A 16,268-nucleotide genomic window follows, 5' to 3' on the forward strand; every position below is an offset into this window, starting at 1 on the left:
TGGATTACTTATAGTATAGTGAACCAACCGCAGAATGTCAATCGTAAATTTTGGCGAAGGAGAGTAATTATGGAAACACAAGCAACTGCTCAACTCATTTCCGGTCATCTAAAAGGCTATCCTATTCGTGATTATTTTGTAGGCCTGGACATTGGTACTAATTCGGTCGGTTGGGCCGTGACTAATCGGATCTATGAATTGTTGAAGTTTCGTTCACATAAGATGTGGGGCAGTCGTTTATTTGAAGAGGGACAAACAGCTGTTGTGCGTCGTGGATTTCGTTCTATACGCCGAAGATTAGAACGCAGGCGGCTGCGTTTAAAATTATTAGAGGCTTTATTTGCTGATGCTATGGCGAGTGTAGATTCTACATTCTTTATTCGTCTCCGTGAAAGCAAATACCATTACGAGGATAAAACAACAGGACATAAGTCTAAATATATTTTGTTTATTGATGATAATTATACAGATCAAGATTATTTTGCGGAGTATCCTACAATCTATCATTTACGAGCTGATTTGATGGAGCATGGTACTGATGATATCCGTAAATTATTTCTTGCGGTGCATCATATTCTTAAATATCGTGGTAATTTTTTATATGAAGGAGCTAAATTTGATTCTAATTCCAGCCTTGATATGGTTTTGAAGCAGGCGTTGGAGCAAATTGAATTTCATATATTTAATGCTACATCTAAGGATGCCTTACATTCTATTTTAGATATTGTAAAACTGCAAGATAAAACTAAATCCGACAAGGCTAAGGCCATAGAATCTTTTGTTGATACATATCCTAGGGATAAGGGGGAGTCAGATTGTAGTGATAAGAATAAGAAAGAATGGATTAAGGCGGACAAGAAACGGTTGCGGGCCTTTGCTAATCTCATTTTAGGTTTATCTGCGAACCTAACGGATCTGTTCGGCACCATAGAGGAGATAGAGGATGACTTTGTAAAACTTCAGATTACAGGCGATAATTATGAAGAAAAACGTGATGATTATGCCAAGGTTTGGGGTGATACTATCCGTATCATCGATGACTGTAAATCCGTATATGATTCGATTATCCTTATGTCCATCAAGGAACCGGGCCTTACTATTTCTCAATCCAAGGTGAAAGCCTTTAACAAACATAAAGAGGATTTGGCAATTTTAAAACAATTGTTGAAGCCTGATAAACATATTTATAAAAATATGTTTAAGGCAGATGAAAAAGGCTTAGCCAATTATGTTCATTATATTAAACAAGGCCGTAAGGACGAAACCGGTTGTTCTTGTGAGGACTTTTACAAATATACAAAAAAGGTGGTGGAGTCTTTACCTGATTCCAAGGATAAGGCATATATTCTTAATGAAATAGAATTACAAAAACTATTGCCATTGCAACGTATTAAGGATAATGGTGTTATTCCGTATCAATTGCATTTAGAGGAATTAAAGGCGATTCTTGAAAAATGTAAGGATACATTTCCATTTTTAAATACCGTATCTGACGGTTTTACCGTAGCGGAAAAATTGATTAAGATGCTCGAATTCCGTATTCCTTATTATGTAGGACCTCTTAATCGGAGTCACTCTATAGATAAGGGTGGTTTCGCATGGGTTGTGAGAAAAGAGTCGGGACAAGTAACTCCATGGAATTTTGAGGATAAAATCGATCGTGAGAAATCGGCGGAGGCTTTCATTAAAAACCTTACTAATAAATGTACATATCTTATCGGTGAAGATGTATTACCTAAGTCGTCATTATTATACAGTGAGTTTATGTTGCTCAATGAATTGAATAATCTGCGCATTGATGGAAAACCGTTGGAACAGGCGGTCAAGATGCATCTGATAGATGCTGTATTTAAGAAAGAGCATAAGAAGCTGACGAAGAATCGGATTATTGAATTTCTCAAGGATAATAATTATATTCCCGGTAAGCATAAACCTGAGATTGACGGACTAGATGAAAGCATAAAAGGCGATCTGGCTTCATATCGTGATATGAAGCGCATTTTAGGCGATGATTTTGATGCCTCTATGGCTGAGTCTATTATCACGTCTATTACCATCTTTGGTGAAAGTAAGAATATGTTACGTGAAACCTTGCGTAAGAAATTCGGCTCTATACTCAGTGAAGATCAGATTAAGAGCCTTGCTAAATTACGTTATCGTGATTGGGGCCGCTTGTCCAAAAAGTTTTTAATCGGTATAGATGGATGTGTTAAAGGTGAGGACGGAACGTCTGGTACCATTATTGATATGATGCGGAATACAAGTCATAACTTAATGGAGTTATTAGGGGATACATTCTCGTTTATGGATGTTATTATCGAAGAAAACGATAAACTTACTAAAGGACAAGTTGTTGATCCTCATGAGATTATCGAAGAATTGGGACTTTCACCGGCCGTGAAGCGGGCTGTATGGCAAGCATTACGGATTGTAGATGAAGTGATACATATTAAAAAGTCATTACCATCACGTATTTTTGTAGAGGTAGCACGGACTAATAAGGCTGAAAAGAAGAAAAAAGACTCTCGTAAGAAACGTTTGCAAGAGCTCTATAAGTCGATTCAAAAAGAAAGTCCTGAATGGTTAACTGTTACGCGAGACGAATCCGATAAACTGATTTCTAATCTTGATAGTGCGGATGATGCAAGTTTAAGAAGTAAAAAATTATATTTATATTACACGCAATTGGGACGCTGTATGTATAGTGGGCGAGTTATTGATTTAGATCAGCTAAATACGGATAAATACGATATTGATCATATTTATCCTCGCAGTCTTACCAAGGATGATAGTTTTGACAATCTGGTACTTTGTGAGCGCCAGGAAAATGCTAAGAAATCTGATAACTATCCGATTGATCCGGATATACGAAAGGCACGTAAACCATTCTGGACCTTTTTAAAAGAACAGGGTTTGATCAGCTCACGTAAATATGAACGGCTTACACGTACACTTCCTCTTGGAGCGGATGATTTAAGCGGGTTTATTGCACGACAATTAGTTGAAACGAATCAATCGGTTAAGGCGGTCACTACTTTATTGCGCCGATTATATCCAGGTGTCGATGTAGTCTTTGTGAAAGCTGAAAACGTAACTGATTTCCGACATGATAATGACTTTATTAAGGTGCGTTCTTTAAACCATCACCATCATGCGAAAGATGCGTATCTAAATATCGTAGTCGGTAACGTATATCATGAAAAATTTACGCGTAATTTCCGCAAATTCTTCAAAAAGAACGGTGCTAAGCGGACCTATAATCTTGCCCGAATGTTTGATTTTGACGTGATGAGTACAAATACAAAAGACGGTAAGGCGTGGGATATAAATACGAGTATGAATATCGTCAAAAAAATGATGGCGAGCAATGACGTGAGGGTGACGAAGCGTTTAGTGGAACAAAAAGGCGCTTTGTCTGATGCTACCGTATATAAAGCTTCCATTGCCGGTAAGGCTAAAGATGGTGCCTATATTGGTATGAAAACAAAAGATAGCGTATTCTCTGATGTATTTAAATATGGTGGCAGGACTAGTATTAAAAATGCGTACTCTATTGTTGTTGAGTACACAGGGAAAAAGAATGAAATTATTAAAGAAATAGTGCCATTGCCAGTTTATTTAACTAATCGTAATGTAACAGATCAGGAATTAATACATTATGTAGTATCCATTATTCCACAAGCTAAGAATGTATCTATAATTTATAAAAAATTATGCATTAATCAGTTGGTAAAAGTTAACGGGTTCTATTATTACTTGGGAGGGAAGACTAATAATAATATTTATATTGATAATGCTATTGAAGTCGTTGTTCCTGATAAAATCGCTATTTATTTGAAAGCTCTTGATAAGTTTAATAGATTACGAATTGAGAATAAAGAGCTTAAAGCGGCTAGTATAACTACAAGTTTACAAACTGATGTAAATAATAAGGTAATACGAATAACAGTTCAAGATAATTTGAATTTATTTAACTATTTTATAGCTAAGTTGCGACTTCCTTTGTATAAATATATGAAAGGAAATAAAGTTGAAGAATTATCGACAACTGGGCTTGATAATTTTATTAATATGTCTCTGGAAGAACAGTGTATTTATTTAATGGAGGTATTAAATTTACTTACTAATAATAAAACTACGTTTGATGTAAGGCCACTTGGAATTACAGCTTCACGTTCCACTATTGGTGTAAAAATTCATAAATTAGATGAATTTAAAATTATCAACGAATCCATAACCGGATTATATTCTAATGAGGTAACTATTGTTTAAGTACGAACAGGTCAGTAATAGGTGATACTATGAGTTGGCGCACGGTAGTAATAGGTAGTCGTTCCAAGTTAGATTTTAAGATGAATTACATGATTATACGTAAAGATTTTGAAACGACTAAGGTATATATTGATGAAATATATATGCTGATCATTGAATCGACGGCGGTGAGTCTCACCGCCGTACTCATGAATGAGTTGATTAAGAAGAAGGTGAAAATAGTCTTTTGTGACGAGAAACGTAATCCCGCCAGTGAGGTGTTACCGTTATATGGTAGTCATAATAGCAGTAAGCGATGTCGGGAACAGGCGGATTGGTCCAGGGAAGTACAGGCTTATATATGGACTGAAATTGTACGCCGGAAAATCATGAATCAGGCGGAGCTATTACGCCATCAAGATTTAGAAGAATCGGACTTACTGTATCAGTATATTGATGAGCTGACACTAAATGATGAAACACAACGTGAAGGTCATGCGGCTAAGGTGTATTTTAATGCCCTATTTGGCAAATCCTTTTCTCGGGATCAAGATAATCCTATTAATGCAGCTTTAAACTATGGATATGCCATTATACTTTCAGCGGTTAATCGTGAAATTACATCTCTAGGTTACATTACACAACTGGGTCTAAACCATTGCAATCAGTTTAATCCGTATAACTTGGGCTCTGATTTGATGGAACCGTTGCGTGGGTTTATTGATGCACTGGTGGTGAAAGCACAGGTGAGTGAGTTTAATCGAGAAATAAAACTTTCACTGGTAGAATTATTATCTGAAGATGTAACGATTAATGATACGGTACAGACGTTTAGTGCAGCCATACGTATTTATTGTAAAAGTGTATTTGATGCATTGCGTAATCAAGATGCAGCACAGATCAGGTTTATAGAATATGAGCTATAGATTTATGAGAATACTAATTATGTTTGATTTACCGACACTAACCTCGGAAGATCGAAAGGAATACAGAAATTTTCGCAAGTATTTAATTACATCGGGATTTCTTATGCTTCAAGAATCTGTGTACTCTAAATTAGTTCTTAATACGACAAGTGCTACTATCATTATGGAACATGTGCGAAAACATAAGCCTCCGAGTGGGAGTCTATTTATGCTGACTGTTACCGAAAAACAGTTTTCTAAGATGGAAATTGTTGTAGGCGATAGGCAAAATGAAGTCATAGATTCAACAGAGAGGGTGCTAATGATATGAAATTAATGTATCAAGACTCGATATTGGATTTTGAATTACCGGAGAATAAAGTAACAGTTATATCCTTTGAAAATCGGAAAATATTTCGTCGTATGGTTACTGAATTAGATGTACAGTGTGATGGTGGCGAAGGGCCTTGGATTCTAAACGATTGTGATAAAGCATATGATTTAGATAAATATGGACATATGGTACTCAACCCTTTATATGTTGATATGAATAATAAATCCTTACTTACAAAGTTACAAAATCAGCTTGGAAAAGAAGCTTTGACGATGACGGAAGAAGTATCAGATATTATCAGTCGACTTCATGCTTTTTACTATGCTTTAGAATTCGGATACCCTCTTGCGATTCAACATAAACTTGAAATTGGAACAGCTGAGCTTATTAAATTAGGATCATTTAATTTTGAGGATAACCGAAACGGTGATGTTATGGATCTTATGTCTTATGTAGAAGTCGTGGATACATTGCTACACCCGAAATTGTATATCATGATTAACGTTGATCTTATCTTAAATGATGATGAGTTAATGTCCTTCTTTCAGACTATGTTAAGTCGTCAGTTGAGACTTGTATGTTTAACAACCGGATTTTTTGATAAAGAAAAGCTTGATAAAAGTATAATTAATGGGTATATTTTAGATAATGATTTCTGTGTGATTTGATGAAATTACAGAATTACACCTGGTGGTAGCCCGAGTTACTCTTGAGCCGCAAATTTTAATTTGGGGTTTGAGAGTAGTGTAATTCTGTAAATCTCTAAAACCAAGAAAAGGCCGTTTGAATATCCATATAAGTTTGAGAGTAGTGTAATTCTGTAAATCTCTAAAACAAAAGTAGGGGCTGCCGTGCATGTTTATATGTTTGAGAGTAGTGTAATTCTGTAAATCTCTAAAACTAACACATGTTCAACAAAATCAACTAATAAGTTTGAGAGTAGTGTAATTCTGTAAATCTCTAAAACAACTCAAATCTTCGAATTAGACTCGGAGACGTTTGAGAGTAGTGTAATTCTGTAAATCTCTAAAACATCGAGATAAAAATACCGATAATACATCCGGTTTGAGAGTAGTGTAATTCTGTAAATCTCTAAAACAGGGCTTGTCCGCGGTTTGAGTGATGTCATGTTTGAGAGTAGTGTAATTCTGTAAATCTCTAAAACGCCGCCGTCTCTCATATTCTCGAGAATGCTGTTTGAGAGTAGTGTAATTCTGTAAATCTCTAAAACTAGCCGTAGTCGCTACGATAGCGCCACCTAGTTTGAGAGTAGTGTAATTCTGTAAATCTCTAAAACGGTGATAATGTGGCTTATCTAAGATTTGAGGTTTGAGAGTAGTGTAATTCTGTAAATCTCTAAAACGAGTTTCACGAGTTTCCGGATGAATCCAATGTTTGAGAGTAGTGTAATTCTGTAAATCTCTAAAACTCGTGTCTGTAGTATTTTTATCCCAGTTGCGTTTGAGAGTAGTGTAATTCTGTAAATCTCTAAAACTATTGCTTTGGGGCGTTATTGGGTTGAATAGTTTGAGAGTAGTGTAATTCTGTAAATCTCTAAAACCTTTACGCACGAAAAAAAGGCTGAACTCGAGTTTGAGAGTAGTGTAATTCTGTAAATCTCTAAAACTGAAGTATTAATATATTTAGTTGATGTATTGTTTGAGAGTAGTGTAATTCTGTAAATCTCTAAAACTGATGATTATTTGTAAGTTGGGAAACATATGTTTGAGAGTAGTGTAATTCTGTAAATCTCTAAAACAAAAGGTAAGAACGGCGATGACGGTCGTGAGTTTGAGAGTAGTGTAATTCTGTAAATCTCTAAAACAACATGCCCTACATGTGGACAGACATTGCCGTTTGAGAGTAGTGTAATTCTGTAAATCTCTAAAACGAACTTGATAGTGTTATTGCTGCAGAGTTTGTTTGAGAGTAGTGTAATTCTGTAAATCTCTAAAACACATGCTAGAGGATATACCTCTAAATGGGAGTTTGAGAGTAGTGTAATTCTGTAAATCTCTAAAACCGAATGGTTGCGCAAACACGGCACATTCCCGTTTGAGAGTAGTGTAATTCTGTAAATCTCTAAAACAGGGGTATCTATATATAATTCACATCAAGTGTTTGAGAGTAGTGTAATTCTGTAAATCTCTAAAACACTTGCGAATACATCGAATACGATGTATAAGTTTGAGAGTAGTGTAATTCTGTAAATCTCTAAAACGAGTAGCAGAATTAGCCACGGCAGCAGCTAGTTTGAGAGTAGTGTAATTCTGTAAATCTCTAAAACTATACATTTTTATCCCTCACTTTCTACAATGTTTGAGAGTAGTGTAATTCTGTAAATCTCTAAAACTGAAAATGTAATCACGGTAGAAATGAGTCCGTTTGAGAGTAGTGTAATTCTGTAAATCTCTAAAACGAACCAACGACCATATGGCGTTTCGGAAGAGTTTGAGAGTAGTGTAATTCTGTGTCTTTATAGTATTATTACTTGAGATCCCATGTTTAATCTTAAACAAACAATTGGTAAGCTCGTCTTAACACTGATCTGGTTGCTAAATTCATATGCAATTATTGAGCTATGGGCGTGTGAAGGTTGCTTTTATAAAGGGTACTTTGAACTTTATGAAATTATATTATGGTATATACTTTTGGGAAATTTTATTATCCTGCCATATCTGATTTTGTATTGGCGGACATTAAATCCTAATAAGAGACAACCCAAATATATCGATACAATAAAGCATTTTTTTAATTACTCTAATGAGGAAATGACCGCGACATATGTGTTAAAAGTAGTGCTGCATTTAATTTTTCGCTTTTTGGGACTAGTATGGTTAACAGGTGTTAGCGTAGCTGTAGTTGCATTTTTGACAGGATTATTGGGTTTTGCTTTTTTGATAGTAATACCATTTTTATAGAGTTTTAATGTAATAGTTTACTTGTACATTTATATTACCTTTAATAGTGTTAACCTCGGCCTAGCATCATCAACTCTATTACGTTTATTACCTGTTAAATCTACCTCTTGATTTTCACTAACTTAGCAATTCATAGACAAATTGATTCAGCCCAATAAATAGGCACGGTCTCATTGGTATAGTATACTTATACTAACGAGATCGTGCTTATTATCATTTGAGAGGTATGTATGAAACTAAAAGGTATTGTAATAGGTTTGGCGATGGCGCTAGCTTTCACCATGACCGGGCAGGCGATTTCGATAGAGGAACTGCAGTCGTCGCCGCAGTTTAAGGTGATACATGAAAGCAGGCCTGATGTGCCGGGTGCTGACGAGCGGACTACGTGGTATTTAGATACGGGTACGCTGGAGGTTTTGGAGTATGCACCGCCGGTGTACAAGATAAAGGCTCATGTCTACAATGTGTATCAATCGCCTAGAAAGCATGTGATTTACGGGGATTCATGGATCGTCACCTACGATGCGCGTCAGTCCCTTGCGAGTCAGGTATACCGGGCTAAGCAGAACCGTGCTTCGTTGACGACCGCAATTCAATCGGCACAATCTGCGTCAGGCATGGAGGGTCTGGAACAAGATTTGGGCGGCTTCTCCTTTGACGGGACCCCGTTGCCGAGACAGAAAGCAGCTTCCAAGCGGGCAATTTTGCGCACGCAACTGAATACAACGCGTTACGATATAGCCGATATATTGTTCTACGAGGCGTATCATATGCATTTTGACGATATTGTAGTGAAATGAGGGCGATTATGAAAGTACTTTATATAGCTCTGGCGTTGTTGTTGTCGTGTATCGTGTCGGTACATGCTGTCTCAATGCAGGAATTACAGAACTCCGGTCGCTATGAACTGCTTCATGGCTTTGGTGAAAGCGGTAAAGGGGACGGCACATATATAGATAAAGAGTCGATGCAGGCGACGAACGGCCGGAACGGGACAAAGCAGATAGCCGCGACTCAGTACGTGCTGATGCCTGCCGGCGATACGATTGAAGAAAAACTCCTATCAGTATGTTACCGATAGGAGTTTTTGTTTTATGCCTTTAAGATTTCATTTTATAGAGTTCATTCAATACATCTTTTTCAAGGAATTTCTTAATGCATAAGGAATAGTTTAATGTATCATGATTTATAACAGGATTATTTTACCTCTAAATCCTCCGGAATCGCCGGTGGTGCCGCCGGTTTACCCATGGCTCTTTCAATAAATACCACAACCACAAAGACGATGAGGCTCACGACGGATCCGAATATGATGGACATGATATCATATGGATTGCCCACGAATTCCCAGTACACGCCTGCGATAGAGCCGAGCACGATGGACCAGATGCCGGCGCCTGCCGTCGCGTTTTTCCATGTGAGGCCCAAGAGGAACGCCGCGAACGGGCCTGCGGATCTCATGGTGAAAGCAAATACCAGCATCGGAATAATCGCTTTACTTACGAGGGAAATGATGATGGCGATGATGCCGAGCAGCAGTACGCACAAACGGCTGTACCGCGTGAGCTGGGCATCGGTGAGGCTTTTACCGAAGTGATGTTCCACAATATCCTTGGTAAATACCGTTGCGGCCCCTAACAGGTCGCCCGCCCCTGATGAAAGCGTCGCCGACACGACGGCGGCCATAACAAAGCCCGCCATAACCGGAGGCATGAGATTCAATGCCACAGTGGCGACCGCATTGTTGGCTTCGATATTTGGAAATTCCGCAAGTGCCACGAGACCCAGGATGGCCGGTACAAAGGCGAACAGGGACATGATGATACCGCAGATGATCGAGCCGAGCACGGCGGTTCTTTCATCTTTGGCCGCGAAATAGCGCTGCACCGATTCCTGTCCCGTGGAGAATGTCATGAAGTACATGATGATGAGACCGATGATGGTTTTCCATCCCACCTTGGTGAAATCCAGCTGTTCCGCCGGCAATTTGGCAACGATCGCATCCCAGCCGCCCACGTTGTGCAGCACGAACGGCACCGCGATGGTGAAACCGCCCACAAGGACGAAGAAATGAATCACGTCCGTCATAGTAACGCTCCACATGCCGCCGGACATGGTGTAGATGACGAGTACCGCGCCGCAGATGAGGATGGCGAGTTCTGTTGAAAGTCCGGTGAGGACGCTGATAATCGTAGCGGTTGCCGTAATCTGTACACCCGCAAGTGTAATCGTGGCCAGCATGGACAGAATGGACGTAATGAGACGGCTGGACGCGCCGAATCGACGTCCGATGATTTCCGGTACTGTTGTCGCCATGGCGCGTCTCAAGAGTGGTGCCATGAAAGCGACCAGAATAATGCCGATACCGGCGGAGACTACATACCAGCCGGCGGATAATCCCCATGAGCCGTAGGCTTTTGCCGCTACGCCTACGGTGCTTCCGCCACCGATTTCAGTCGCCGCCAATGTTCCTGCCGTCATAAGAACCCCGATACGACGACCGGCGAGCAGATAATCAGTGCTGTCTTTCACACGGATATGACAATACACACCGACCAATAAGTTCAGCAATAAATATAAACATACAATAATCCAGATAATCGTTAAAGATTCCATATGTCACCTCCAAAAACTGAACAGCATTCAGAAACACATACCAAGTCGCCCTTATTACTTGCGGTGCATTGATCAAGTATAATTTAATTATCCGCAATAATGAGGGAAAATACAAAGAGGAGTTTTGAAGACGAGTGGAGAATACGTACTGATAGAGGAAAAAATAGCCGGTACCTGCATAACAGATACCGGCTATTGGTTTATTCATATATTTCTATAGTACGCTCCTTGTTGTATCGATCATTAGTTCGTTTTATAATGAACTTAAGATAGTTGGACGGGGTTGGGCCTCTCTTCGTTTCTGAAGGGAGGGATAAGTCTATGAGCGATTATGAACTGATCATGCTCCTGCTTCAGGTGATAGCTGTGGTCATTGCTTTCGGAGCGCTGGTAGCACTTATTTGTCTTACTAAAGACAAATAGCCCTTCATTTCCACTAACCCGGAGATTAGTATAAAACGAAAAGGCCATTTCTCAAAATTTTATGTTTTCCGAGATGAGCCCGACGGAACTACTCGTCCGGCTGTCTACCTATATTATAATGATAAAGATCTATATCGTCAATGAGATGAAAGATACTATAATCAAATACTGAGTATATAAAACCTTGGGTACGGAGACACAGCCGTATTTGTCTTGTTATGCGGACTTTCACATTTTTTGGTATAATAGGGACATATCTCTAAAGTAAAGGAGGGATTCCCATGATACACAAATGTTTATACGCCTTGGCGACACTGCTTGTGATTATCGGTGCAAATGCGTCCTCTGCGGAGGCGCGTCACGATGTATATGCCACGACATATCACGGGAACAGCTGGTACGTCGATCAGGATTCCGTAAAGAAAGTCGGTGACGTGGTGAATTTCACCGTATATACTACGGCAGGTCTCAGTTATAAGGTGAGCGGCGGCGATGAATACTATAATGCGGATGTATTCTACGATAATAATAAACTCGTATCCGATAACGGACAGTCGTTGTGGAAATCGCCGGCTATGATGGCGGCTATGCGGATTGCGCGTCGCTGATCTGTCCTGAATGAACGTTGTCGTCGGTATATAAGTTTTATAATAAATGTTGAAGGCGGCATATAAGGGAATATCGTGATATTTATCATGGAATATGAAAATGAAAAGAGGCTGTCAGTTAATTACATGTTAACTGACAGCCTTTTTCCGTCTTTATTTATACGAGATTTTATTTATCCTTCCTGATATACCTCATTATAATTCCTCCGACGGTCAGGGCGATGCCGAGACCGCTGAAGAACATGCCGATTGTATGCCATAGAGCGTAAGATTGGTTATTCCGGGAGATCGCTTCCGCCGCGGCCTGCGCACTGGTCGCATGTTGAGCGATTTCCAGATTGTTTGCCGACGGATCCGGTATTAATAATAGAATTAATATGCCTATGATCAGGGCGACAACTCCTATTGGTATCAATCGATTTTTCATTATAATTCTCCTCTCGAATTATGCCTTCAGCCAGTTATATCGTCTGATGTATCATATGCCGGATGGTATCCTGTCGACGACATATATTACGACTGTCGGCATAATGTGTCCGATTCATTACATATGAATCTGTTATTTATCCAGTTTTCTCATGTCCAGATTGTTAATTTCGTCGATGAAATCATTATATGCTTTAATCATATTGCTGTAGTTTTTCTCGTTCTGGTCGCTTATGAAAGTACGGATGGCTCCGATGGACTGATTCAGCTCACGTCTTGCACGGTCATATTCCGTATTGCTTACAGTAGCGGACAGGTCCGCAATGACCTGCAGTTCCTGATTGATCGCATTGGCGTCAACCGGTTTATTGCCTTCAAGACCGTCCACGATATCGGTGAGTCGCAAATGAATTTCCTGTACCGCTGCGGTATTTTTCTGCCCCGCATCTTTCATTTTCTGCAACTGTTCTTTCTGCAGTTCCATATTATGTTTATGAATTATGTCATTGAGCGCGGGATATACGGCCTGGAACTGTTCATATAATTGAATATATTTCGCACCTAACTGCTGTTCCTTGGCATAATTGTCCGTCGTATATGTTTTGGCATCGTAATAGGCGTTCAACTCTTCCGTTAAGGGAACAATATCGTGCAGTACGGCGAGAACCTTGTCGAGAGGTTCGTTCATATCGGGATACGGTACGCCGACTTTTTTCGCTTCCTGTAAATCTTCGTTCAAATGTTTAAAATCCGGCGAGCTGAAAACTGTTAAATGTCTGCCGTTTTTCAGATTTTCCAGTGCCGGCGTATTGGCATAGGCGAATGTGAGACTGCGATCGTTGAAAGTATTGATGGCTTTAACATACCGGTTAAACACTTCACCCTGATCCTGCTGCGGTTTCTGGAGATCCTGCTGGACGCTGTCCGTTACGTTCGACAGACTGCAGCCGCTCAGGAAAAACGGAGCGACACAGGTGGACATACATAGTACAGCGACCGTGATTCTTTTTTTTAATGGATTCAAAATAGCCCCTCTCCTTTCAGGAATTCATTAACAGTCGTTTCTATATTTCAATTATACACCTGTTGCCGTTTTTTAAGAAGAAATACTTATATATTTATGAAATATATACAATATACATTTTACGATATGCCCGCCCGGGGATATACCGATATGGGCAGATATGACGGAAACTGTGCGACAACAACATGATGTGCGGTAATAGTATATGTTATGTATTGACTGATCTGTTTACAAATTTTATGAAAAGTGACATAATGTTCATGAAGATAAAATGAACTTATAAGCTTTGAGCGGAATTCATCGAGGAATGGAGAGGATAGAATGAGCAGGCGAAAACTTATATTATCGATATTAATTAACGGTATGCTATTTTCCGGGCTGTATGTTGTCGGTGCGGCGGATATGACACCGGGCAGCGGTAACGGTGTGGCTGTCGGCACGGGAAGTAATGCGCCCAAGGCGGAAAATGTGGCAATCGGCAGAGGTGCGGGCATATCGTATTCCAACGGTGCCAGTGCGGCTACGGGCGATATAGTTGTAGGCAATGGTGCTAATATCAATAACTATGCCAGTCAGGGCGGCAGTATCGCTATCGGTAAAAATGCAAAAATTGAAAATATGGCCGGCGGCGGAGAAGCCAGCTTCGCTTTGGGGCAAACAACCTATAGCGGTAACTGGTTTTCTTCCTCCAGAATTCCCGCGGACCCGACGAAAGTGGTGGGGAGCGTCGCCATCGGCGATAATACTTTTGCCCGTACCGGCAGTACTATGGTCGGATCCCATAATTATAAAGGTGCTTTGGGTGATACTACTGTGGACAGCGCCTCGACCAGGACGGATGCGTTGAATGTGTACGCTACGACAATTGGCGCCAATAGTTTCAGCAACGGCGCTTTTACTACAAGTACAGGTGTATATAATATTATTTCCAGTGAATATAACGGCGGACGTTTGGCAAATCCCGCAAAGAATTTCGGAGCCACCGTTAACGGTGCGTTAAACAGTATTGAATCTAAAACGGCCGGCAGTTATTATTCCGGTGTTGCCAACAGTATCGTAGGTACCGCCAATCGGACCTTCAATTCCAACGGTTCTCTCATATTTGGCGCCGGCAATGAGATTACGAACTCCGTGACTCGTATTTCAGCACCGACTGACGGAGGCGGTTCCCCTAAGGAATTAGCTGAAACATTGCGTGCTGCCGTAAAAGCTTCCGACGGTGCGGGCTCCACGATGGCGTTCGGAGGCGGCAACAGGGCGGACTACACGCTTCGTTCCGCCCTTATCGGTGTGAACAACACATTGACCGGTTCCAAGGATAATGAAAGTAAAAATACGATGCTGGCGGGTTTTCACAATACGGCGGATACAGTGTCCAACATGACCGTGATGGGGTCCGAAAATACCGTGACCGGGTCCCGAAATGGTGTCGTATTGGGCGATAATCGTACCGTGACGGGCGTCGATCATGCGGTTCTTATCGGATCGGCGGACACGAATACGACGACCTCGGTCGATAATGCCGTTGCCGTTGGTCACAACGCGAATGTAACCGTTGCCGACGGTGTTGCGGTGGGCAGTGAATCGAAGGCGACCGTGGCGGCCGGAGCGGCCGGGTATGATATGAGTACACAGGCGCAGTCCACGGATACGGGCGCCACCTGGAAGGCGACCCGTTCCGCGGTATCCGTCGGTGACGCGGATCATGATATAACGCGGCAAATTACTTCCGTGGCGGCCGGCACAAAGGATACGGACGCTGTCAATGTGGCGCAGCTCAAGAAGTTGCAGAATCAGGTGAATACGAACGGTTCGACTACGGTCAGTGCCGGCAATCATATCAATGTGACGACCACCACAGACGGTACGGTCAAAGATTACAGGGTCAGTCTGTCGGACGATATAACGGATCAGATTACGGACAATACGACAAACATCACTAATATACAAGGTGACGTGAACAATATTAAGCAGGATGTGACGAACATTAAGAATGATGTGACCGATATGGGACAGAATGTGGCGCGTCTCGATAAGCGGCTCAATAAATCCGTGGCCGGTGCCGCCGCTCTTGCCGCATTGCATCCGTTAGATTTTGATCCCGATGCGAAATGGGACTTTGCCGCCGGTTACGGTCATTATCGTGACGGTAATGCCGGCGCGTTGGGCGCTTTCTACAGACCGAACGAGGACGTGCAGTTCAGTGTGGGCTCCACCGTGGGAAACGGTGAAACCGTCGTTAATGCCGGTCTGTCTGTCAAGCTGGGGGCTCACAGTAATGTATCCCGTTCCCGTGTGGCCATCGGTAAGGAGGTCTTGGAACTCAAGAAAACTGTGGCGGCACAGAACGCGCAGATTCAGAAGCTGACCGCACTCCTGAACGGCTTGGCGGGGACGGATATGAAAGCGGACCGCAGCACATTATTCCCTGATGTGCCGAATAACCATTGGGCGTATGCGGCGGTCAGCGATCTGTCGCGTCGCGGCCTTGTGGAGGGCTATCCTGACGGTACGTTCGGAGGAGATCGGATGCTGACCCGTTATGAGTTCGCGCAGATTGTGTATCGTGCGGTGCAGAACGGCGTTGCCGTCGACAATCGCCTCGTTTCGGAATTCGGCCCTGAAATGGCCTTGTTCCGTGTGGATACAATTGCCCAAAATCATGAAGGGCAGCCGGTAATTGAACGTGTAAGGGTCAATAAAAAATAGAATACATCTATGCAGGAACGGCAAAAGTCGGGGCGTATATTGACCGGCTTT

Annotated in this window: 11 protein-coding genes and 1 CRISPR repeat array; of the genes, 8 read left to right on the forward strand and 3 right to left on the reverse strand. The window is 41.3% G+C overall.

Annotated features, from left to right (window positions below; genetic code table 11):
* Positions 1 to 69: 69 nt before the first annotated feature.
* The 6 genes from cas9 to CKV62_RS00200 all read left to right on the forward strand — a co-directional run bounded on the left by cas9 (position 70) and on the right by CKV62_RS00200 (position 9,492).
* Positions 70 to 4,272 (forward strand): type II CRISPR RNA-guided endonuclease Cas9, encoded by a 4,203-nt coding sequence (cas9, locus tag CKV62_RS00170; protein WP_095064669.1) that lies wholly within the window; start codon positions 70 to 72, stop codon positions 4,270 to 4,272.
* A gap of 29 nt (positions 4,273 to 4,301) precedes the next feature.
* The gene (gene cas1 / locus CKV62_RS00175) at positions 4,302 to 5,177 is read left to right on the forward strand and encodes a type II CRISPR-associated endonuclease Cas1 (RefSeq protein ID WP_095064671.1); all 876 of its coding nucleotides are present in this window, start codon (positions 4,302 to 4,304) and stop codon (positions 5,175 to 5,177) included.
* Between the two features lie 19 nt (positions 5,178 to 5,196).
* Positions 5,197 to 5,487: a CRISPR-associated endonuclease Cas2 gene (gene cas2, locus CKV62_RS00180; RefSeq protein ID WP_231968332.1), complete on the forward strand. Its 291-nt coding sequence runs from the start codon at positions 5,197 to 5,199 to the stop codon at positions 5,485 to 5,487.
* A complete protein-coding gene (csn2, locus tag CKV62_RS00185) occupies positions 5,484 to 6,158 on the forward strand; it encodes a type II-A CRISPR-associated protein Csn2 (RefSeq protein WP_095064674.1) in 675 nt (224 codons plus the stop codon). The genes cas2 and csn2 overlap by 4 nt, the downstream gene beginning before the upstream one ends.
* A 65-nt stretch (positions 6,159 to 6,223) precedes the next feature.
* Positions 6,224 to 7,909: direct repeats of the CRISPR family, unit length 36 nt; unit sequence GTTTGAGAGTAGTGTAATTCTGTAAATCTCTAAAAC.
* A 732-nt stretch (positions 7,910 to 8,641) separates the two neighbouring features.
* Positions 8,642 to 9,211 carry a hypothetical protein gene (locus tag CKV62_RS00195; RefSeq protein WP_095064678.1) on the forward strand — a complete coding sequence of 190 codons (570 nt, stop codon included), beginning with the start codon at positions 8,642 to 8,644 and terminating at the stop codon, positions 9,209 to 9,211.
* Between the two features lie 8 nt (positions 9,212 to 9,219).
* Positions 9,220 to 9,492, forward strand: a complete 273-nt coding sequence (locus CKV62_RS00200; RefSeq protein ID WP_231968333.1) for a hypothetical protein — start codon at positions 9,220 to 9,222, stop codon at positions 9,490 to 9,492.
* A 116-nt stretch (positions 9,493 to 9,608) separates the two neighbouring features.
* Here CKV62_RS00200 and CKV62_RS00205 read toward each other — a convergent pair whose 3' ends face one another.
* Positions 9,609 to 11,027, reverse strand: coding sequence for a sodium:solute symporter family protein (locus tag CKV62_RS00205; RefSeq protein ID WP_095064680.1), 1,419 nt, complete (start codon positions 11,025 to 11,027; stop codon positions 9,609 to 9,611).
* A gap of 704 nt (positions 11,028 to 11,731) precedes the next feature.
* Between CKV62_RS00205 and CKV62_RS00210 the strand changes: the two genes are divergently transcribed.
* Positions 11,732 to 12,058, forward strand: coding sequence for a Tat pathway signal protein (locus tag CKV62_RS00210; protein WP_231968334.1), 327 nt, complete (start codon positions 11,732 to 11,734; stop codon positions 12,056 to 12,058).
* 169 nt (positions 12,059 to 12,227) lie between these two features.
* Here CKV62_RS00210 and CKV62_RS00215 read toward each other — a convergent pair whose 3' ends face one another.
* Together CKV62_RS00215 and CKV62_RS00220 are read right to left on the reverse strand one after the other, a co-directional pair.
* Entirely contained in the window at positions 12,228 to 12,488 is a 261-nt protein-coding gene (locus CKV62_RS00215; protein WP_095064682.1) for a hypothetical protein, read from the reverse strand.
* Between the two features lie 129 nt (positions 12,489 to 12,617).
* Positions 12,618 to 13,508, reverse strand: a complete 891-nt coding sequence (locus tag CKV62_RS00220) for a DUF3829 domain-containing protein (protein ID WP_095064684.1) — start codon at positions 13,506 to 13,508, stop codon at positions 12,618 to 12,620.
* A gap of 321 nt (positions 13,509 to 13,829) precedes the next feature.
* On the opposite strand from CKV62_RS00220, the gene CKV62_RS00225 reads away from it, so the two are divergent.
* Positions 13,830 to 16,217 carry an S-layer homology domain-containing protein gene (locus tag CKV62_RS00225; protein WP_095064686.1) on the forward strand — a complete coding sequence of 796 codons (2,388 nt, stop codon included), beginning with the start codon at positions 13,830 to 13,832 and terminating at the stop codon, positions 16,215 to 16,217.
* Positions 16,218 to 16,268 lie beyond the last annotated feature (51 nt).

This window comes from Veillonella rodentium (assembly GCF_900187285.1).
Classification (GTDB): Bacteria; Bacillota; Negativicutes; order Veillonellales; family Veillonellaceae; genus Veillonella; species Veillonella rodentium.